This window comes from Streptomyces sp. NBC_00414, from assembly GCF_036038375.1.
GTDB lineage: Bacteria > Actinomycetota > Actinomycetes > Streptomycetales > Streptomycetaceae > Streptomyces.
Map to the genome: position 1 here is coordinate 1,530,411 of NZ_CP107935.1, position 19,657 is coordinate 1,550,067.

The following is a 19,657-nucleotide window of genomic DNA, read 5'->3' on the forward strand; positions in this document are numbered from 1 at the left end:
TCCCGCCCATGACGACCGCACCCCGCACCGCCGCCCTCGTCGTCCTCGTCGGGGCGGCCCCGCTGCTACTCGCCGTGGGAGCCGCCGGGCCCGCCGCCGCGCACGGGGCGCCGACGGATCCGGTGAGCCGGGCGGTGGCCTGCTCCCCCGGCGGTCAGCAGGCGCGGTCGGCGGTCTGCCGGGCCGCTGCCGCCTCCGGTGTCGCCGCCTTCGACAACCTGCGGCTGGCGGGAGTGAACGGCCGGGACCGGCAGGTCGTCCCCGACGGCAAACTGTGCAGCGGAGGCCTCGCCGCCTACCGGGGCCTGGACCTGGCCCGCGCCGACTGGCCCTCGACCCGGCTGAGCGGCGGGGCGGACATGACGCTCACCTACCGGTCGACGATTCCGCACACGGGCACGTTCAAGCTGTTCCTGACGAAGGACGGCTACGACCCGACGAAGCCGCTCAAGTGGTCCGACCTGCCGTCCAGGCCCTTCGCGACGGCCACCGACCCGGCGCTGGTGAACGGCGCCTACCGGATCAAGGCCGAGCTGCCGTCCGACCGCACCGGACGCCACCTGCTCTACACGATCTGGCAGAACACGAGCACCCCGGACACGTACTACTCGTGCTCGGACGTGGTCTTCCCCGCCGCGAAGAAGAGCGCCGGGGGCTCCGGGTCGGCCGGGTCGACCGGGTCCTCGTCGAGCACACCCGTGAAGCCGCCGACGAAGTCCGCGGCCGCGGAGACCGGCGCCGCCGCCTCCCCCTCGAAGTCACCGGCCGACGTGGCGAGCGCACGCCCGCAGCCGTCGCAGACGCTGACCGGCGACCCCGGCGAGGCGGTCGCCTCCGCCACCTCCGACAAGGACAGCCGGACCCCGGCCCTGCCCCTGGTCGCGGGCGGCGCGGCGGGTCTCCTGATCACGGCGGGCGCCGCGTACACCCTGCGCAGGCGGCGCTGACGCCCTGTACCCACCGTCGGACCCGCGCCGGACCTGCCATTGGACCCGCCGCCGGACCTGCCGTCCGCCGAAGATCACGTGACTGGTAGCGTGCGTCGCTTCGGTGGTCGACGACCGGCAGTGTCAGGGGAGTGGAACGTGCGGACCTGGCGAAAAAGCCTGGAAGCGGCCGAGGTGAGCCAGGGCGTACTGCGTGACGACTACACGAAGGTCGCGCGGTTCATGCGGCGGCGGGAGCCGGCCGGCTATCTGGCGGTGCGCCTGATGGTGCCCGCGGACCATCAACCCCACGTGCTCGCGGGGTACGCGTTCGCGTCCTACACCGACGACATCTGCGACCGGGGCACGGTCGGGGAACGCACCCGGCGCTTCGACGCCTGGGCGGGGCGGGTGCGCACGGCGCTCGGCTCGGGAAGCGCCGAGCACCCGCTGCTGCGCGCGTTCCTGCACACCGCGGCCACCCGTGAACTGCCGCGCCGGTGGGTCGACTCGTACCTGGACGGCGCGCGGATCGACCTCGACTTCCCGGGCTTCGCCACCGAGGCCGACTACCAGCGGTACGTGGAGCGGCTCACCTGGCCGTTCCTGATGATCACCTCGGGGCTGGCCCATCAGGGCGGCGGCAGCGCCGAGTTCGCCGCCGCCTGCCGGCTGTTCGCCGACGCGGCCCAGCGGACGGACATCCTCACCGACCTGCACGAGGATCTGCGCGGCGGGCGACTGTACCTGCCCGTCAGCGATCTCGAACGGTACGAGATCACGCGCGAGGACCTGGAGCGGGGCCGCGACCTGCCCGGGGTACGCGCGCTGGTGGCGGCCACCGCCGGCACCGCGCGCGCCACGCTCCGGGAGTCCGGCGTGCTCCTCGACCACTGCTCCGACGAGCACCGGCGGCTGATGCGTTTCGTCCTCGACCTGCACCATCAGCGCCTGGAGTCGGTGACGACCCGGGGCGCCTCGGTCACCCGCCGCCCCGTCCGCGACCGCCCGGTGGCCTGCCTGCGCCTGCTGACCCGCCGCACGCCGCCACACCGCGCCGAGCGCACGGAGCCGGCCGGGACCGCTTCCACACGGTGACTCGTCCGCCGTCCCCTTCAGGGGCGCGGGTTCGGCGGCGCGGTTTCAGGAGGGCGGCGAACTGGCCGAACCCGCGATCATCCGCGTGCCCCCGGCGCCGGCGGGCGCACCGGTCAGCGCACCCTCCCCCGCGGCTTCAGCGGCACCGCGGGCAGCGTGGGAGCCGCCAACGGCCCCCCGTCGTACCCCTTCACCTCACCGAACCGCGACCCCGTCGCCCAGTCGGCGCGGGCCTGCTCGATGTCCGCCTGGGACCGTCCGATGAAGTTCCACCACATAGCCGGTGTGTCGCTGCTTTACGCAGGTCAAAGGCATCTCGGTCCTCGGACGGTCAGCAAACCGTCAGCATTGGACCTGGGGAGTCGACGACACGATGGCGAGCAAGACCCTGGCACACGGCATGGGCACCTACTTCAAGGACTGCGAGCATGCCCAGTCGAGATGGCCGAAGTGCCCACACCTCTACAAGATCCAGTACCGCAACGCCGCCGGTAAACAGGCTGTCGAGTCCGGGTTCGAGACCGATGCCGCGGCGATCACACGATTGACGAGTATCTACAACGCGAAGAAGGCCGCCCCCAGCCGCACAAGTAGGGCGGTTCGTGTTGCGAAGTATGGGTCGATGCGGTTCGAGGAGTACGCGCGGGAGTGGCGGGAGAGCCAGCGTCATCTGGAGGAGTCCTCCCGGCGGCATCTGGACTCGCTGCTGGAGCATCACATCTTCCCGGCGTTGGGGAGCCGGCGGATGGATGCTTTCGACCACAAGGTGGTGGACGGGTTCATCAGGTCGATGGAACGCAACGGGGCCGGGCTGGCGACGCAGTCCAACGCGTTCGACAAGGTGAAGTCGATCCTGCTGGACGCCCACCGGCTGGGCCTGTACGACGACAGTCCGCTGGAGGGTGTGAAGCCCCCGCAGTACAACCCCGCGAAGGCGGTCATTCCGTCGGTGGCGCAACTGGCCCAGATACGGATGGCTGGTGACGATATCTTCCGGCTGATCGCGGACCTGATGAGCGGCTGCGGGCTGCGCAACGCCGAGGCCACTGCCGTCAATCTCCGCGGCATCGTGGCGCCGGATGTGTACCGGATCTCTGAGCAGGTTAACCAGACCAGCGGCCAGTACGCGCGCCTCAAGCACCGCAAGCCCGGCGAGTACCGGGACGTACCCCTGCCGACCCGCACGCGGCAGACCATCGAGTGGTACGCCGAAAAACACGGCACCGTCGATGGCTACCTGCTCCGCCATCCCCGAGATCCCGGCAAACCGTTCCCGTACTACTACCTGGACAACCGGTGGCTGCGCATCAAGAAGGCCGGCGTGGCAGACATTCCCGAGGGGATGGTTGTGTACGGACTGCGGCACTTCTTCGCCTCCAACTGCCTAACAACGGCTAACACAATGAGGTGGATCGCTCCTGGTTGCCGTGTCCGGGGCGGAAGTTGAGCGTTCGGTCCGTCGTGGGGACGTCGCCGTGGATCGTGTCGGATGTGCTGTGGGATCACCTGGAGCCGCTGCTGCCGCAGCGGGAGCGCAGGTTCCGGTGTCCAGGACGCAAACCGCTGCCGGACCGGGATGTACTGTGCGGGATCTTGTACGTGCTGCACACCGGGATCCAGTGGGAGTACCTGCCGCAGAACCTCGGCTTCGGCTCCGGCATGACGTGCTGGCGCCGACTGCGCGACTGGAACGAGGCCGGCGTCTGGCAGAGGCTGCACGAGGTCCTGCTGGCCGAACTGAATGCGGCCGCACGTCTGGACTGGTCCCGCTGTGTGGTCGACTCCTCGCACGTCAGGGCGCTAAAAGGGGGCAGCACACGGGCCCGTCGCCGGTCGACCGGGGACGAGCCGGCTCCAAGCATCACTTGATCACTGACGGACACGGCACCCCGCTCGCGGTCCTGCTGACCAGCGGCAACCGCAACGACGTCACCCAGCTCCTGCCCCTGCTCGACGCGATCCCGCCGGTCCGCGGCCGGGTCGGGCATCCTCGCCGGAAGCCGGACTCGTTGTTCGCCGACCGCGGGTACGACCACGACATCTACCGCGACCAGGTCCGCGCCCGCGGCATCGTGCCCGCGATCTCCCGCCGCGGCACCCTGCACGGCACCGGACTGGGCACCTACCGCTGGGTCGTGGAGAGGAGTTTTGCCTGGCTGCACGGCTTCCGGCGCCTGCGGATCCGATGGGAACGGCGAGCCGACATCCATGAAGCATTCCTCAAACTCGCCTGCTGCCTCATTACCCACCGCCAACTCGGCTCATTGTGCTAGCCGTTGTAAGCGAGCAGTCGCAAGCTCGCGTTGTTTCTTGGATTCCAGCGGTAGGTGTCACCGGGTACAGATCCTACTTGCCCTGGAGCCGGTGCAAACGTGGTTGTCACAAGATTGAGTGCTGTCCGGTGGTAAGGCGTCTGTGCACCGGCTGGGCCACGCTGCAGACTTGGATGGCACGGTGAACGTGAGCGGGTCGGCGCCGATGGACGATGTGACAGAGGCCCCGCTGTGCAGCGGGGCCTCCAGGACGGAATGTCGAGAATTTAGGATCGGAACCGACCTAAAGCTGTGGGATCTTCAGCGGTTGGTGATCCACCAGATCAGCAGCGATACGGGAGCTGCACCGGCGGCGGCAGCCGCACCCCGGACCAGCGCCTGCATTGCGATCTTCTTCAGCCTGTCGCGGGGCGAGAGGGTGGACATGCCTTCTCCTTCGTGTTGGTGGCCCCGGTGGGGCCGCTGAGCGAGAGGAGACTTGTCCGCCGGGATTGTGCTCCACCGCGACGAGGGCGAGCGAGTCTGTAACGTGTGGTGGCGGTCGGGCAGATACTGTCCGGCAGGTAGTCCGGTCCGGACCGGAGGTGGTGGATGTCGGACGACCAGGCCGCAGCAACGACAGCGAAAGCTCAATACACGGACATGCTACGGACGCTGCATGCTGCGGCTGGCACACCCAGCTGGGCGCAGATTGATCAGGCGGTTCAGAAGCGGCAGCCGGCGGTAACGCTGGCGAAGTCTTCGTGGTACGACTGGCTGAGCGGGACATCCGTCCCGACGAATCCTGACGTCGCCGCGTTCCTGATCAGTTTCCTGCGTGGGCAGGCGAGAAAGAAAGCACCGGAAAAGCACTTTCCCCTCGATAAATGGTGGGAGGCGCTCCGGGTGGCTGCGGTCGCCGAGAGTCGCGCCGAGGAGCGGAAGGGAGGCAGGCCGCGCCAGATCCGGGTTCCCACACCGATCGCGCGTACGCCGTCGTATGTACAGGTAGGGGTCATACCTGCGGCCGCCGGGCACCTTCAGCCACGCGCCGTGAGTGCCAGCCTGCCCCTCCCTCGGGCAGAGGGCGACGGGACCGTCGTGACGCAGGTGCTGTCCGGTATGGGAGGAGTGGGCAAGACTCAGCTCGCCGCGGCCTACGCCCGCCGGGCCGCCAAGAGCGCAGACATCGACTTAATAGTCTGGGTGAGCGCCACGTCTCGTCAGATGATCGTCAATGCCTATGCGCGAGCGGCGAACAGAGTCGGCCTGCCCGTCGATCCGGCGGAGCCGGAAGCCGCAGCCGACGAGTTCCTGACGTGGATGCAGGCCACCCGGACCGCATGGCTGATCGTGCTCGATGATGTGCAGGAGCCGGGCGACCTCCGCGGACTGTGGCCGTCAGGATCGGGGCATGTGCTGATTACCAGCCGCCGGCAGGACGCCGCACTCACTCGGCGGCACCGCGAGATCAAGGTCGGCGTGTTTACTCCTGACGAGGCACGCGGGTACCTCGTCCAAGCGCTGCCCGCGCAGGCCGCCGATGTCGGACAGCTTGACGATCTGGCCTTCGAGTTGGAGTTCATGCCGTTGGCGCTGGCGCAGGCCGTTGCCTACATGATCGACACGGGCTTGAGCTGTTCGGAGTACCGGCGGCGACTCAATGACCGGCAACGCCGGCTGAGCGACGTCATTCCCGAAGACGGGAGCCTGCCGGACGATCAGCGCCACGTATTGACGGCAGCCTGGTCGCTATCAGTCGAGCGCGCGAACCAAGACCGTCCGCAGGGTCTGGCGCGACCGATGTTAAACCTGGCCAGCGTCCTCGATCCGAACGGCATTCCCGAACTGGTGCTGACCAGCGAACCCGCGCGCGAGTATCTCGCAACGTACCTGCCCGAGCAGGCGACCCCGCAGATCGTCGGTGTTGATCTCGCCTATGAGACGCTTCGCCTGCTGTACCGGTTCAACCTGGTTGATCATGATCGTGGAGCTCAGTACCAGGAAGTCCGAGTTCACCGACTGATTCAGCGTGCGACACGGGAGTCGACAAACTCTGCCGATGAGCTCGCCTCGATGACCGACACGGCCGCTGACGCCCTCATAGCCGTGTGGCCGCCCGCAGAACGGGATGGACTCGGTGCGATCCTTCGCGCGAACAGTGCAGTGTTGCGAGCCAATGCGGGAACCAGTCTATGGCTCTGGAACGACCACACACATCCAGTATTGTTCCAGGTAGCCAACAGCCTCACCGAGATCGGCCAATTGCGGGCGGCGACCAACGAATATATCGGCCTGATCAACGAGGCCATTCGCTTTCTTGGACCGGAACATCCCAACACGTTCGCCGCTCAAGCGAACCTCAGCTGGGTACGCGGAAGGGCCGGTGACATCGCAGGCGCCATGCTCGCAGCGTCGGAAATGCACGAGGATCTGGTTCGCGTGCTGGGCGCCCGTCATTTCCACACCGTGGCGAACCGGGCAAACCTGGCACGTTGGCGGGCCGAAGCGGGCGATCCTGTTGGGGCGAGGGCCGAGCTGGAGGCGGTCGCGATTGATGCCAGCCAGGTCTACGGCCCGGACCATCCCCTCACGCTGACGATCCGACGCGATCTTATGCGGGCGCGAGGCGATGGAGGCGACGTGGAAGGTGCTATCGGCGCCGGGCGGGACCTACTTGCCGATCAGACTCGGGTTCTTGGCCATGACCATCCTGACACGTTAAGGACGCGGAACCTTCTGATGGGCTGGTGGCCGGACGGCACCTCGACGGAGGACGCAATCGAGCACATGGAAACACTGCTTAATGACCGTCTTCAGGCCTTGGGACCTGACCATCCGGACACCTTGAGCAGCCGCAATAACTTGGCGCGGCAAAAGGCTCGGGCCGGTGACATCCACGGCGCGCTGGCCGATATGGAAGCGGTGTTGGGCGACCAACTGCAACTTCTTGATCCAGACCATCCCGAGACCCTCACCACCTTGCACAACCTGGCCCACTGGCGCGACAGGGCGAACGACCACACGGGTGCGGCTGCAGCGCTGCAGGAGCTAGCCGATGCCCAGATGCGGGTCCACGGCTCGGACCATCGAGACGTCCTACTCACCCGGAACAATCTGGCGCACCAACTCGGCAAGGCCGGCGATCCGGCCGGCTCGGCGGAGCGTTACGTCGAGCTTGCGAAAGACTCGATGCGGGTACTTGGGTCCGGTGACCCGCTGACCCTGACCGTGTTGAAAAACTTGGCTTGGGCATTGGGTAAGGACGACGATGCGGAGGCCGCAGTCTTCGTGCTTGACCGACTTCTGGCCTTCCAGTTGAAGGCGACGGGGGTGGCTAGCGCGGACATCCTGGAGACCCGCAACGACCTGGCCGCTTTGCACGTTCAAGCTGGCGACGCCGATGCCGCCGTGGCAGCATTTGGCGAATTAGTCGCCGATTCGGTCCGCATCCTAGGCGCAGATCATCCTGATACCCTGCTGAGACGAAACAACCTGGCAGTCGCCCGGTTCAGTACTGGTGACAGCGCAACCGCGATCGCCGAACTCAGAGAGGCCCTGGACGACTTCCGCCGGATCCTTGGTGAAGATCACCCGGTAACCTTGGCCGCCGCGGTGCTCACCACCGAGTAGTGCGGCCTAACAACGGCTAGCACAATGAGCCGAATTGGCGGTGGGTAATGAGGCAGCAGGCGAGTTTGAGGAATGCTTCATGGATGTCGGCTCGCCGTTCCCATCGGATCCGCAGGCGCCGGAAGCCGTGCAGCCAGGCAAAACTCCTCTCCACGACCCAGCGGTAGGTGCCCAGTCCGGTGCCGTGCAGGGTGCCGCGGCGGGAGATCGCGGGCACGATGCCGCGGGCGCGGACCTGGTCGCGGTAGATGTCGTGGTCGTACCCGCGGTCGGCGAACAACGAGTCCGGCTTCCGGCGAGGATGCCCGACCCGGCCGCGGACCGGCGGGATCGCGTCGAGCAGGGGCAGGAGCTGGGTGACGTCGTTGCGGTTGCCGCTGGTCAGCAGGACCGCGAGCGGGGTGCCGTGTCCGTCAGTGATCAAGTGATGCTTGGAGCCGGCTCGTCCCCGGTCGACCGGCGACGGGCCCGTGTGCTGCCCCCTTTTAGCGCCCTGACGTGCGAGGAGTCGACCACACAGCGGGACCAGTCCAGACGTGCGGCCGCATTCAGTTCGGCCAGCAGGACCTCGTGCAGCCTCTGCCAGACGCCGGCCTCGTTCCAGTCGCGCAGTCGGCGCCAGCACGTCATGCCGGAGCCGAAGCCGAGGTTCTGCGGCAGGTACTCCCACTGGATCCCGGTGTGCAGCACGTACAAGATCCCGCACAGTACATCCCGGTCCGGCAGCGGTTTGCGTCCTGGACACCGGAACCTGCGCTCCCGCTGCGGCAGCAGCGGCTCCAGGTGATCCCACAGCACATCCGACACGATCCACGGCGACGTCCCCACGACGGACCGAACGCTCAACTTCCGCCCCGGACACGGCAACCAGGAGCGATCCACCTCATTGTGTTAGCCGTTGTTAGGCAGTTGGAGGCGAAGAAGTGCCGCAGTCCGTACACAACCATCCCCTCGGGAATGTCTGCCACGCCGGCCTTCTTGATGCGCAGCCACCGGTTGTCCAGGTAGTAGTACGGGAACGGTTTGCCGGGATCTCGGGGATGGCGGAGCAGGTAGCCATCGACGGTGCCGTGTTTTTCGGCGTACCACTCGATGGTCTGCCGCGTGCGGGTCGGCAGGGGTACGTCCCGGTACTCGCCGGGCTTGCGGTGCTTGAGGCGCGCGTACTGGCCGCTGGTCTGGTTAACCTGCTCAGAGATCCGGTACACATCCGGCGCCACGATGCCGCGGAGATTGACGGCAGTGGCCTCGGCGTTGCGCAGCCCGCAGCCGCTCATCAGGTCCGCGATCAGCCGGAAGATATCGTCACCAGCCATCCGTATCTGGGCCAGTTGCGCCACCGACGGAATGACCGCCTTCGCGGGGTTGTACTGCGGGGGCTTCACACCCTCCAGCGGACTGTCGTCGTACAGGCCCAGCCGGTGGGCGTCCAGCAGGATCGACTTCACCTTGTCGAACGCGTTGGACTGCGTCGCCAGCCCGGCCCCGTTGCGTTCCATCGACCTGATGAACCCGTCCACCACCTTGTGGTCGAAAGCATCCATCCGCCGGCTCCCCAACGCCGGGAAGATGTGATGCTCCAGCAGCGAGTCCAGATGCCGCCGGGAGGACTCCTCCAGATGACGCTGGCTCTCCCGCCACTCCCGCGCGTACTCCTCGAACCGCATCGACCCATACTTCGCAACACGAACCGCCCTACTATGACTCGAAGGCGCCGATCGCTTCGCGGCGTACACATCTGCCAATCGGGCAATCGCGCTCTCTTGGGTAAGATATCCCGACTCCTCGACTTGCCGCCCACCCGCCGCCCTATATCTAATTTTGTAATGATGGTTGCACTTCGACCACCGATCCCGCAGATGCTCGCAGTCCTTAAAAAAGGTACCCATTCCGCGAGCTAAGACTCTCGCCACCGATGCACCCCTACCATCTCATCGAATAAATTAGAATGCCCGGCTAGGAAAATCCTACGCAACGGTGCACCGCATGGCCTTGGAAAAGTCACTCTCTACGCTGGCGCATCCAAGCCTTCACCTCGGACTCCTTGAACTGAATCTTTGCATTACTGCCCCGGCCAAATCGATAAGACACTAACCCTGAACGGCGCCCACTCTTGTAGACCCAAGAGGCGGACATATTTATGTACTTTGCCGTCTCCCTGACACTCATGAAACGCTCCACGCAAAACTCCTAAAAAGTCACTCATTAACCGCCCTCGCCAGTTTCCGCAGTCAAGCACCATCCGGAGCTGGTGGACCAGGCAGCGGAAACCCCCGAGTTCGGAACATCACTGAGAAACAGAGCGGAACACTGTTAATGGACCGACTGTTCGGATAATCTGCAACCTTGCATCGCGCGTGGCAGCTTGACCCGGGCATCTCTACTCCCAGGCAGCAACAGTTGCGCCGGAAAGCAAAGCAGCTGACATCCTCTCAATGATCGCCACAAGCGCCGGTTTGGGTAACCGGCGATCGTCGGCTATATTCCGCCTCGGGTTGGGCCTGACTGGCAGCGCCTGTGCACGCTCAGCATCCGAAAGTAGACGCAGCGTTCAACTCCAATCTCCGCCCTGACGTGGCTTGCGGGTCCTGCTCGTAGAGGGTCCGAAGCTCAGGGAGACGCCCAAGAGCCCCCAATCCATCAAGGGGAGAACGCACCAGGCAGGTGCGTTCTTCTTGAACTTGCGATGCGGCGGTGTCATCACCCGGCCGCCGGTCTGTGCTCCCATTCCCTGGTAGCCAGCATTCGCGAGAATCGCCATGAACGGGCCGCCGGCCCGGGAGCTGGACCAGGCCCAGCTCCCGGGCCTGGGTGATGTGAACCGCTCCGGGATCGGTGGAGGCTCGATGCGTTGACTTCAGCCGCTGCCTGGAGATGGTGTTGAACGTAGTAATGGGTCTCGTACTCGTGGGGCGGGATGTCTCCGATTGCCGAGTGGAGGCGCTGGTTGTTGAACCAGTCGACCCATTCCGCGGTGGCGAGTTCGACGTCAGCAAGGCCGTGTCACGGCTTGCGGGGTTTGATCAGCTCCGTCTTGTAGAGACAGATCTGGGACTCCATGAGCGCGTTGTCCAGAGCATCGCCGCGGTGCCGATAGTGGCGTCGATGCCGGCGTCGAGCAGATGCGCGGTGAACGCGAACGATGTGTGCTAACTGCCTGCATCCGAATGCGGAACGAGACCTGGTCCAGCGGGAGTTCCGGCCCGGTCCCGGCGCCACAGCGCCATGTCGACGGCGTCGAGGACGAGCTTGGCCCGGTTGCTGGTGGCGGCGGACCGGCCCACGATCGCCCGGGAGAACACGTCCACGACGAACGCGACGTAGACGATCCCGGACCAGGTGGCCAGGTAGGTGAGTCGGCCACCCACCGCTCGTGCGGACGGGACGCGGCGAAGTCACGTTGCAGAAGGCCACCGGCCCGTTCTTGGCCATCATCCCGGATGGTGGTGCGGATCTCCTTCCCGCGTCGGGCACCCTCAAGGCCGAGGTCGCGCATCAGCCGGGCGACGGTGCAGCGGGCCACGGATATGCCCTCGCGGTGAAGCTGCCGCCAGACCTTCCGGACCCCGTGGACGCTGAAGTTGTCCGCGTGGACGCGGCTGATCTGTGTCTTCAGCTCCCGGTCCAGTTACCGGCACGCCACGCCGACAGCGGGCGTCCGGCTGTCGCCCTTAGGGCGTGCAGATCTTTAACTCGTAGCTTTCGGCTCGGTGGTTCGTTGGTCTGTCATGAGCGGGTTGGAAGGGTAACGGGCCGTACTGGCAGCCAAGTTCGAGGCGATTCTGCCGCACCTCGACGAGCGTCAGCGTCGCTTATTGATAGGGGCGGAGGCCCAGTCCCTCGGCCACGGCGGGATCAGAGCAGTCGCCCGTGCCGCCGGTGTCCGCGAGGCCACTGTGTCGGCCGGGGTACGGGAACTCGACTCCGGCCAGGCTCCTTTGGGACGCATCCGACGGCCCGGCGCCGGCCGCAAACGCGTCGTCGACCGGAACCCGGCCGTTCGCGAGGCACTCCTCACGCTGGTCGAACCCGACGTCCGCGGGGACCCCATGTCGCCACTGCGCTGGACTACCAAATCCACCCGCAAACTGGCCGGGGAGTTAACCCGCCAAGGCCACAGGATCTGTGCGGACACGGTGGGCGACCTCCTACGCGAGGAAGGCTTCAGCCTGCAGAGCAATGCCAAGACTCTGGAGGGCAAGCAGCACCCCGACCGGGACGCACAGTTCCACCACCTCAACGAACAGGCCCGCAACCACCAGGACGGCGGGGCTCCGGTGATCAGCGTGGACACGAAGAAGAAGGAGCTGGTCGGCTCGTTCAAGAACAACGGCCGTGAATGGGAGCCCAGAGGCGAGCCGGTGCGGGTCGACACCCATGACTTCCCCGACCGCGAGCTGGGCAGAGCGGTGCCCTACGGCATCTACGACGTCGTCGTGAACACCGGCTGGGTCAACGTGGGCACCGACCACGACACCGCCGCGTTCGCCGTCGAGTCCATCCGCCGCTGGTGGAACGGCGCCGGGCGGGCCGCCTATCCGACGGCCGGCCAACTGCTGATCACCGCTGATGCGGGCGGCTCCAACGGCTATCGCACCCGCACCTGGAAGACCGAACTCGCCCGGTTCGCCGCCGAGTCCGGCCTGGCGATCACCGTCTGCCACCTGCCTCCCGGAACATCGAAATGGAATCGCATCGAGCACCGACTGTTCTCCCACATCACCATGAACTGGCGAGGCAGGCCCCTGACCAGCCACGAAGTCATCATCGAGAGCATTGCCGCGACCACCACCAAGACCGGTCTGACCGTGCACGCTGAACTCGACACCAACCGGTACCCCACCGGCGTCCAGGTCAGCGACGACGAGATCGCCACCCTGCCGATCACCCGACACCGCTTCCACGACGACTGGAACTACACCCTCCATCCTCAGCATCCGCTGGAGGCGACGGCGGCCAACAACCAGTCAGGCCGGGCCGCAGCGAACAGGGCGCCCACACTCACGCAGCATGCGCTGCAGGACTCTGAGCTGACCGGCATGACCCGCCACCAGCTCAGCAACCTCATCGACGCGCTGACTCCCGCGCTGGAGGTCCAACGCGAGCAAGTGCTCCGCACGCGCCGCGGTCACGAGCGCATGGTCGCCCCCGGCACAGGCGCCAAAGCCAAGCTCACCCCAGCCGACCGGGTCCTGGCCACCGTGCTCCACCTGCGCAAAATCGCCACCATGGACCTCCTCGGGCAACTCTTCGGCGTCACCGCCATGACCATCAGCCGAGCGAAACAGGAAGTCCGCCCACTCCTGGAAACACACGGCCACCACGTCGACACCTCAACCGCCCGCTTCCGCACGCCAGCCGACGTCACAACGTTCCTCGCTTCCAACCCCACCCCAACCAAGGTCAAAACGACGAGTTAAAGATCTGCACGCCCTTAGATTTACACTCCCCGTGATGAAGGACGAGGACGGCCTGCATGATCGCGGTGATGCGGTTGGTCCTGCAGCGGAGCTTTCGTAGAAGGCGCCAGCCCTTCAGCGTGGCCATGGCCTGCACGCCGAGGCAGCGGATCTTGGCGTGTGTGCTGTTGTGCCGGCGCTGTCACCGCTTGAGGCGGCGGCCGCGGAAGGGTACTCGGATGAAACCGCCGGCACCTTGATACGCCTTGATGCTGAACCGAGTGCTTTGGCGTGGCCGCGGCGTTTGACGAGGCGCCGGTAGCGGGCGCCAAGGAAGGTGTCGGTGCGGGCGGCGGCGTTGGCTGCCTCGCCAAGCGCGCCCTTGAGCCAGGGGTTGCCCTGGCCGGCCGGGCCCGTACTGTTCTTCGCGCCGGACTGGATCGTGCGGGGGCACAACTTGACCCACGAGACGAGGTGTTCGGGGGTGAGGAAGCGGCTCATGTCCGCGCCGATCTCGGCGAGGATGATCTGCGCGGTGGTCGGCCCGATGCCGGGGACGGCGTCCAGCCGTTCGACCAGGGCCCGCGCGCTCACGGCGACGGCCGGGGCGTCCTCGGTGCCCGATCCTGTCTGCCCCGCTGCTCGACGAGTCCGGCCCGCTGATGGCTGCGGTGCGCGGCTTGCGCCCGGCGGGGCCTCCCGACCCGCGCATCGCCGAGCACCTATTGCCGCTCAAGCGCACCATTGTTCGGCATCAGGACTCCGCAGGACCGGACGAGCGGCTGGCCAGCCGCTTCGCGTGCCGGATCTTCCAGTTTGTTCGTTTTTGCCGCTTCTTTTTGCGAGAGACTGAACGCTTGTTACCAGGCCGCTCGGATCTCCTTTTCCCTCCGTTTTGCCACTGGGCAAGGTTGTGCCGAATGTGCGATACATCCGGGTGTTCCGTGCCCAGCAACTGCACCATGTGTGACAGGAGTTGCTTGTTCACGGTGATGGCCCCATCAACGTCTCCTGCTGCTCCCCGCCAATGAGCGAGGCTGCCCCAAGCGGCAAGTGTGTCTGAGTGATCTTCTCCCAAGACCCTTCGGCGAATCTCGAGGAGATGCGCATACGTTTGCGCGGCTCCGGAGGCGTCTCCGGCCTCTCCGCGCCAGTAGGCGAGACTGTCCAGTGTGTCGAGTAGTTCCGGATGATCGGTACCGAAGACTCGGATCTGGTCTGTCAGCACGTCTGCTAAGGCGTTCGCTGTCCCTGGCGCGTCATTCGCCTGCGCCCGCCATACAGCGAGACCGAGTCGGGCAGCTAGAATCTCTGGATGATGGGCTCCCAGCGAGCGAACTTCATCATCCACTAGCCCGGCAAAGGCATCTGCTGCCCCTGCGGCATCTCCCGCTTCTCCGCGTAAATCGGCTATGCGACATCTTGTCTCGAAGGTGTCAGGGTGTTCCGTACCTAGCACTCGAATCTGATCAGCCAGCAACTCGGCCAAGGCGTTCGTCTCCCCGGGAGTGTCCCCCGACTTTCCCTGCCAGAAGGCGAGGTCACCCCTCGTATTGAGGGTCTCGGGATGGCTCTTACCGAGCACCCGCTCCATGCGCGTCACCAGGTCGGTGAGCACGTCTACAGCCCCTGCAGCGTCCCCGGCGGTGCCTCGCCAGAAGGCGAGGTCACCCTGTGTACTGAAGGTATAGGGGTCGTTCTTGCCCAGTACCCGCACCAGGTCCGTCACCAGCTCGGCGAGAAGAAGCACCGCCCCGAGTGCATTCCCCGCGTCCCCTTGCCGCAACGCGAGAAGGCGCCGGGCGCTGAGGGTATCGGGGTGGTCGGCGCCGAGCCGCCGCCGAGTGGCTTCCGCCAAGTGTTGGTAGTGGTCCCGGGCAGGGATAGCCTGGCCGCTTTCGCCAAGGCTCATGCCGGTGCGGAATAACACCTCATGGGCGCCCCGCCGGTATAGGGAGTCTTCGGCGCATGCGGAAAGAGCTGCTGTGTTATCGCGCAGACCTTGGACAAGGGCAGTGTCGCTTTCAACGTCAGGCCAGGCGCTCATGAGGGCGTCGGCAGTGACGCATGCGGTCCGGTCGTACATCTGAGAGGCGAGGGTTTCTCGGGTGGTGCGTTGGATGAGCTGGTGAACATAGATATTGGTGGCAGGCACGTGGTCGATGAGACTAAGCCGGTGCAGAACCCGCAGAGCTTGGACTGCTTCGTCCGGAGCCACTATTTGCTTCCGACTGGACCGCCATCTCCGCCATCGCGTGTGTGGAAGTCCGGTGCGTTGAGCGGCGAAGTGCGCGAGAGCTGGCAGGCTGATTAGAACGGTCTGGGGGATGCCATTGCCGTCGAGCATGGACGCCATCTGAAGAATGGGGCGAGCTAAACCGATTGGTGGCAGGTTGTCGGCACGGTCGATGGATAGGGACCATGCGGCAGCTAGGGGAACCTGGTCGTCGGGCAGGGTGCTGGGGGTGAGCTTGGCAAGGGTAGTGGTGCGATCCGCCAGCCGCATCCGGTAGCTGTTGATAGATTCACCGCTGTCGATAATGTAGGCGGAGGCCTGGTCTAGTGCCAAGGGGAGATGGCCGAGGTCCCGCGCCAGGGCAATCAGGTCGGCGGTAGATTCGTTACGGCCGGAAAGGGATGTGGCGAGGTAGTTGAGGGCCTCGTCTGCATCAAATAGGCCAATTTCGATGAAGCGCCGCCCGTCGGCGGCGAGGGAAGCGTCTCTGCGGCGGGTGGTGACCAGAGTGCGGCCATAGGGGCTTGCCGGCGGCCACAACCTCTTCAGGTCTTCGGGGTCGGCAACATCGTCCAGTACGATCAGCCACCGGCATGGCTTCTCTCCGGCTTTGGGGGTGAGCCAGGCCAGGAAGGAATGGGCGGCCTTCTCAGCATCGTTCGGATCAGCCCGGCACAGCTCGACACCGGCTTGAGCATAGCCATTCACGATCGGGGAGCGGGCGCTCGCTGTGATCCACACCAGGACGTCCAGCCCGCCTGCCGTGGTGATGTCGGTCCAGGCGGTACGGGCGTAGTCTGCTGCGAGTTGGGTCTTGCCAACTCCCCCCATACCAACGAGCAACTGGGCGACCACAGCGGTACCGCCGACATCGGCCGCCGTGCGAAGCCGCTGTGCCGCGATGCGGTGTTGGAAGGACCGTGCCATGGGCGGAATGACGCCGACCTGGTGCGGCCAGGGCGCCGGTTCCTGGAATGGGCGCTGCGCCACCGCTAGGGTGCGAATGTACCCAGTGTTGACCATCCCACCGTAGGACGCGGTCCCATCCCCAGTGCCGAGTACCCACGTCCGGGCGCGGTGTGTGAGGCCGGAAGGCAGTGCCAGGCGACGATAGTCGTTCACGGCCTGCTCCACCCGTGAGCTCGTGTTGCGGTTCCCGTCTCGCTCAGGGAGGGGTCGGGTTCCTGGTTTCGCACCGCATGGGATGATTGATTCGCCATGGACCGTCGGCCTAGTTCCTGTAGTCGATGCCCGTGTTGGCGTTCTCGCCGCTGGCCTCTCCAGTGTTATGGACGGTTGCCGAGCCGTGCCCTCTGCCCCAAGGACGCTTGATTCCGGTGTTGCCCCCTTGGCTGGCCTTCCCAGTCCGTGCAGCCCGGTCAATCGGGTTGGCAGGGGACGGTGGTTGGAGCAGGGCCCAGACGAGTGCCAGGATGGCGACGGCAGCCTGGACGGAGGCGCCTGTCAGCTCGCCCGCACCAGGGCTGTTCAGTAGCCAAATCAACGGCGTGGAGACGATCCCTATTGCTGCCAGCGCGACGGTCGCGGTCTTCCACCCGTGCGTCACGTCCACTCCCTCTACGTGCGGTAGGCCGCCTATACGGGGCCCATCTCCTACGGATACGCCACATCATCCGCTGTCACAAGGGCGCACGCAGTGAGCCCCTTCCAACCTGGCTGTGGGATCGAGGGGTTGCGGTGACAGGACAACGAAGCCCCAGGTAGATGGGTTGTCGGCGAACAGCAACCTTCTCAGCCTAGAACCCCGAGTCATTGCCCACCCATCGGGTTGCATCCGTCCCCTTCCGCGCTGCGGCTGCTGCGGCGAGGGTTGGCCGCTCGGCTACGACAGATCGGCACCCGGCGGCGGCTGACCGGCAGCCGCCAGGCGCTGACGAGGCTGGCGCACCTGCGCTGCAACCACACCTTTCCGAGCTCGCATCCAGATTCCGCGTGGGCCTGCCCCCAGCCGTGCCGTCGCGCGAAGTCAAAAACCAAGCTGCGGAGGAACGTCTGATCGCACGAGACGGACTCGCGCGGCTGGTATGCGGCTGGGCAGGTAGACGAATCCGTTGCCGTTGTCGAGGAGCAACCCCTCATCGACGCCGTCCACGGACCAGAGATCAACCCGCCCACCGGTGTTGTTGATCTGAAAGAAGAACTCTGCTTCCTCCTCGCCCCGACAGACGAAAATCCCCTCCACCTCAGGGCGGCGGCTGCCGGCGATTCCCCGTGCGGCGCTCATCCGGGCCCAATCCAGGCCATGCTGGGCGATCGTCCGGCGATTGAGCACGGAGGAAACGTGGAAGAGGTTCGGCGTATCAAACACGCCAGGAGTATAGGAGCCAGTGAGGCTTCCTCCTCAGGTTGAGGCGGTCAGCTCCAGGGTGAGGACCGCCTTGACGGGGTCGGTGATACGGGTGGTGCTGCAGCGGAGCTTCCGCAGCAGGCGCCAGGACTTGAGGGTGGCCATGGCCTATTCGCCGAGTGCGCGGATCTTCGCGTGGGCGCGGTTGACGGCCTTCTTTCCGGCGGAGAGCTAGTGCCGACGGCCGCGGAAGGGTACTCGGATGAAACCGCCGGCACCTTGATACGCCTTGATGCTGAACGAAAATCGAGCTTCGGGAGGGCAGGCGGCAGCATCCGGGACGCTTGCTTACCGGATGTCGGTGGGGCGGGGGTCAGGCTGTTGTCGGGGTGAGGGCGACCTGGTGGCCGAGGGACTGGAGCTGGCGGACGAGATCACGGGTTTTGCGGGCGGAGTCGAGATGGCGCCGGTGCCAGTCAGCGCCCAGCTCTCGGTAGGAGGTGCCGGGGTCGTTGATCAGGTGCCAGGCGATGACGAGTATCGAGCGGGCGACCGCGACGAGTGCTTTGGCGTGGCCGCGGCGTTTGACGAGGCGCCGGTAGCGGGCGCCAAGGAAGGTGTCGGTGCGGGCGGCGGCGTTGGCTGCCTCGCCAAGCGCGCCCTTGAGCCAGGGGTTGCCCTGGCCGGCCGGGCCCGTACTGTTCTTCGCGCCGGACTGGATCGTGCGGGGGCACAACTTGACCCACGAGACGAGGTGTTCGGGGGTGAGGAAGCGGCTCATGTCCGCGCCGATCTCGGCGAGGATGATCTGCGCGGTGGTCGGCCCGATGCCGGGGACGGCGTCCAGCCGTTCGACCAGGGCCCGCGCGCTCACGGCGACGGCCGGGGCGTCCTCGGTGCCTGGGCCGTCGGGCGGGGTGGTGATCTCTCCCAGGGTCTGGGCGATGAGCCGGTCGAGCTCGTGGATCTGGCCGGTCAGATGATCGACCGTGGACAGCAGCACGCCGAGCAGCCGGGCGTGACGGTCCTCGAACTGCCCGGTAAGCGCCTCAGCCAGGACCGCCTTCTTCTTGACGAGACTGCCTTGGGCGAGCTCGGTGAGGGTGCGGGGGTTGTGTTCGCCGGCGACCAAGGCGTTCATCATGGCCCGCCCTGACAGGCCGAACAGGTCGGAGACGGCCCCGGACAGTTTGATCTGTGCGTCCTGCAGGGCTTTGTCGACGCGGTGCTTGTGGCGGGTGCGTTCCTGGACGAACACGGTGCGGGTACGGGTGAAGTCCCGCAGCTGCCTTACCGGCTTGGGCGGGACGAACGAGGCGCGGACCATACCGCGTTCGGCGAGCTTGGCCAGCCAGACCGCGTCCAGCTTGTCGGTCTTGGGGCGTCCGGGGACGTTCTTCACATCGCGTGCGTTGACGAGCCAGCAGTCCAGGCCACGGGCTTCGAGCAGGTAGAAGAACGGGCGCCAGTACGAACCCGTGGCCTCCATCCCGACCCGCTCGACTCCCTGGCAGACCAGTTTGTCGCCGAGTTCCAGGATCGAGTTCGTCGTCGAGGCGACGTTCCAGACCTGCTGGATCCGCCGGCCCTCGATGGTGTCGTGCGGGATGCGCAGGCAGACCATCCCGGATGCCTTGGCGATATCGATCGCCGCGACCCTGGCGACCGTTCCGTCGTCGTGGTCCTCTCGCATTTCCTCCATGCCGTGCTCCCTGTCGTGCTGTGCCAGGCGGGGCTGCCCGGGGAGCCTGAGGGGAGTGGAGAAGCTGATCGGCGTGCTCAAGGCGACAGTGCGCGGCCCCTCG

The 19,657-nt window shown here is 66.1% G+C and carries 14 protein-coding genes and 6 pseudogenes; 6 read left to right on the forward strand and 14 right to left on the reverse strand.

Annotation, left to right across the window (positions count from 1 at the left end; translation table 11 throughout):
- Positions 1 to 8 precede the first annotated feature (8 nt).
- Complete coding sequence (locus tag OHS59_RS06710) at positions 9 to 947, forward strand: lytic polysaccharide monooxygenase (protein ID WP_328492477.1); 939 nt, start codon at positions 9 to 11, stop codon at positions 945 to 947.
- Between the two features lie 138 nt (positions 948 to 1,085).
- Positions 1,086 to 2,024 (forward strand): squalene/phytoene synthase family protein, encoded by a 939-nt coding sequence (locus OHS59_RS06715; protein WP_328492478.1) that lies wholly within the window; start codon positions 1,086 to 1,088, stop codon positions 2,022 to 2,024.
- 113 nt (positions 2,025 to 2,137) lie between these two features.
- Here the strand turns inward: OHS59_RS06715 and OHS59_RS06720 are convergent.
- Positions 2,138 to 2,302 (reverse strand): annotated as a pseudogene (locus OHS59_RS06720) (pirin family protein); the annotation flags it as partial.
- A gap of 95 nt (positions 2,303 to 2,397) precedes the next feature.
- Between OHS59_RS06720 and OHS59_RS06725 the strand changes: the two are divergent.
- A complete protein-coding gene (locus tag OHS59_RS06725; protein ID WP_328492479.1) occupies positions 2,398 to 3,471 on the forward strand; it encodes a tyrosine-type recombinase/integrase in 1,074 nt (357 codons plus the stop codon).
- A protein-coding gene (locus OHS59_RS06730; protein WP_328499080.1) for an IS5 family transposase occupies positions 3,447 to 4,297 on the forward strand; the annotation gives its coding sequence in 2 pieces (ribosomal slippage) (positions 3,447 to 3,809 and positions 3,812 to 4,297; 849 coding nt in all). The genes OHS59_RS06725 and OHS59_RS06730 overlap by 25 nt, the downstream gene beginning before the upstream one ends.
- Positions 4,298 to 4,597: 300 nt before the next feature.
- On the opposite strand, the gene OHS59_RS06735 is transcribed toward OHS59_RS06730, so the two are convergent.
- Positions 4,598 to 4,723, reverse strand: a complete 126-nt coding sequence (locus tag OHS59_RS06735) for a hypothetical protein (RefSeq protein ID WP_328492480.1) — start codon at positions 4,721 to 4,723, stop codon at positions 4,598 to 4,600.
- Positions 4,724 to 4,888: 165 nt separating this feature from the next.
- On the opposite strand from OHS59_RS06735, the gene OHS59_RS06740 reads away from it, so the two are divergent.
- Entirely contained in the window at positions 4,889 to 7,909 is a 3,021-nt protein-coding gene (locus tag OHS59_RS06740; RefSeq protein WP_328492481.1) for a tetratricopeptide repeat protein, read from the forward strand.
- Between the two features lie 16 nt (positions 7,910 to 7,925).
- Here the strand turns inward: OHS59_RS06740 and OHS59_RS06745 are convergent.
- The 6 genes and pseudogenes from OHS59_RS06745 to OHS59_RS44485 form a co-directional block, all read right to left on the reverse strand.
- A protein-coding gene (locus tag OHS59_RS06745) for an IS5 family transposase (protein ID WP_328499081.1) occupies positions 7,926 to 8,776 on the reverse strand; the annotation gives its coding sequence in 2 pieces (ribosomal slippage) (positions 7,926 to 8,411 and positions 8,414 to 8,776; 849 coding nt in all).
- The gene (locus OHS59_RS06750; protein ID WP_328492482.1) at positions 8,752 to 9,576 is read right to left on the reverse strand and encodes a tyrosine-type recombinase/integrase; all 825 of its coding nucleotides are present in this window, start codon (positions 9,574 to 9,576) and stop codon (positions 8,752 to 8,754) included. Before OHS59_RS06750 ends, OHS59_RS06745 begins: the two co-directional genes overlap by 25 nt.
- A 334-nt stretch (positions 9,577 to 9,910) precedes the next feature.
- Entirely contained in the window at positions 9,911 to 10,078 is a 168-nt protein-coding gene (locus OHS59_RS44475) for a helix-turn-helix domain-containing protein (RefSeq protein ID WP_356547022.1), read from the reverse strand.
- Between the two features lie 531 nt (positions 10,079 to 10,609).
- A pseudogene (locus OHS59_RS44480) lies at positions 10,610 to 10,894 on the reverse strand (IS3 family transposase); the annotation flags it as partial.
- Positions 10,895 to 11,058: 164 nt separating this feature from the next.
- Positions 11,059 to 11,277 (reverse strand): DDE-type integrase/transposase/recombinase, encoded by a 219-nt coding sequence (locus OHS59_RS06755; protein ID WP_328492483.1) that lies wholly within the window; start codon positions 11,275 to 11,277, stop codon positions 11,059 to 11,061.
- A 101-nt stretch (positions 11,278 to 11,378) separates the two neighbouring features.
- Positions 11,379 to 11,537 (reverse strand): annotated as a pseudogene (locus OHS59_RS44485) (IS3 family transposase); the annotation flags it as partial.
- 130 nt (positions 11,538 to 11,667) lie between these two features.
- Between OHS59_RS44485 and OHS59_RS06760 the strand changes: the two are divergent.
- Positions 11,668 to 13,329, forward strand: a complete 1,662-nt coding sequence (locus OHS59_RS06760; RefSeq protein WP_328499082.1) for an ISAzo13 family transposase — start codon at positions 11,668 to 11,670, stop codon at positions 13,327 to 13,329.
- Here the strand turns inward: OHS59_RS06760 and OHS59_RS06765 are convergent.
- The 6 genes and pseudogenes from OHS59_RS06765 to OHS59_RS06790 all read right to left on the reverse strand — a co-directional run.
- Positions 13,313 to 13,576: pseudogene (locus OHS59_RS06765) on the reverse strand (transposase family protein); the annotation flags it as partial. The gene OHS59_RS06760 and the pseudogene OHS59_RS06765 overlap by 17 nt on opposite strands.
- Before the next feature lie 62 nt (positions 13,577 to 13,638).
- A pseudogene (locus OHS59_RS06770) lies at positions 13,639 to 13,902 on the reverse strand (IS110 family transposase); the annotation flags it as partial.
- Positions 13,903 to 14,062: 160 nt separating this feature from the next.
- Positions 14,063 to 16,666, reverse strand: a complete 2,604-nt coding sequence (locus OHS59_RS06775; protein WP_328492484.1) for a tetratricopeptide repeat protein — start codon at positions 16,664 to 16,666, stop codon at positions 14,063 to 14,065.
- Positions 16,667 to 17,531: 865 nt separating this feature from the next.
- Complete coding sequence (locus OHS59_RS06780) at positions 17,532 to 17,873, reverse strand: hypothetical protein (RefSeq protein ID WP_328492485.1); 342 nt, start codon at positions 17,871 to 17,873, stop codon at positions 17,532 to 17,534.
- Positions 17,874 to 17,906: 33 nt separating this feature from the next.
- Positions 17,907 to 18,143, reverse strand: a pseudogene (locus OHS59_RS06785) (transposase family protein); the annotation flags it as partial.
- 82 nt (positions 18,144 to 18,225) lie between these two features.
- Positions 18,226 to 19,554 (reverse strand): IS110 family transposase, encoded by a 1,329-nt coding sequence (locus tag OHS59_RS06790; protein WP_328492486.1) that lies wholly within the window; start codon positions 19,552 to 19,554, stop codon positions 18,226 to 18,228.
- Positions 19,555 to 19,657: the final 103 nt, after the last annotated feature.

Coding starts and splice junctions, on each gene's coding strand:
- OHS59_RS06710 (WP_328492477.1), top strand. CDS start 9: ATGACGACCGCACCCCGCACCGCCGCCCTCGTCGTCCTCGTCGGGGCG.
- OHS59_RS06725 (WP_328492479.1), top strand. CDS start 2,398: ATGGCGAGCAAGACCCTGGCACACGGCATGGGCACCTACTTCAAGGAC.
- OHS59_RS06735 (WP_328492480.1), bottom strand. CDS start 4,723: ATGTCCACCCTCTCGCCCCGCGACAGGCTGAAGAAGATCGCAATGCAG.
- OHS59_RS06740 (WP_328492481.1), top strand. CDS start 4,889: ATGTCGGACGACCAGGCCGCAGCAACGACAGCGAAAGCTCAATACACG.
- OHS59_RS06750 (WP_328492482.1), bottom strand. CDS start 9,576: ATGCGGTTCGAGGAGTACGCGCGGGAGTGGCGGGAGAGCCAGCGTCAT.
- OHS59_RS44475 (WP_356547022.1), bottom strand. CDS start 10,078: ATGAGTGTCAGGGAGACGGCAAAGTACATAAATATGTCCGCCTCTTGG.
- OHS59_RS06790 (WP_328492486.1), bottom strand. CDS start 19,554: ATGGAGGAAATGCGAGAGGACCACGACGACGGAACGGTCGCCAGGGTC.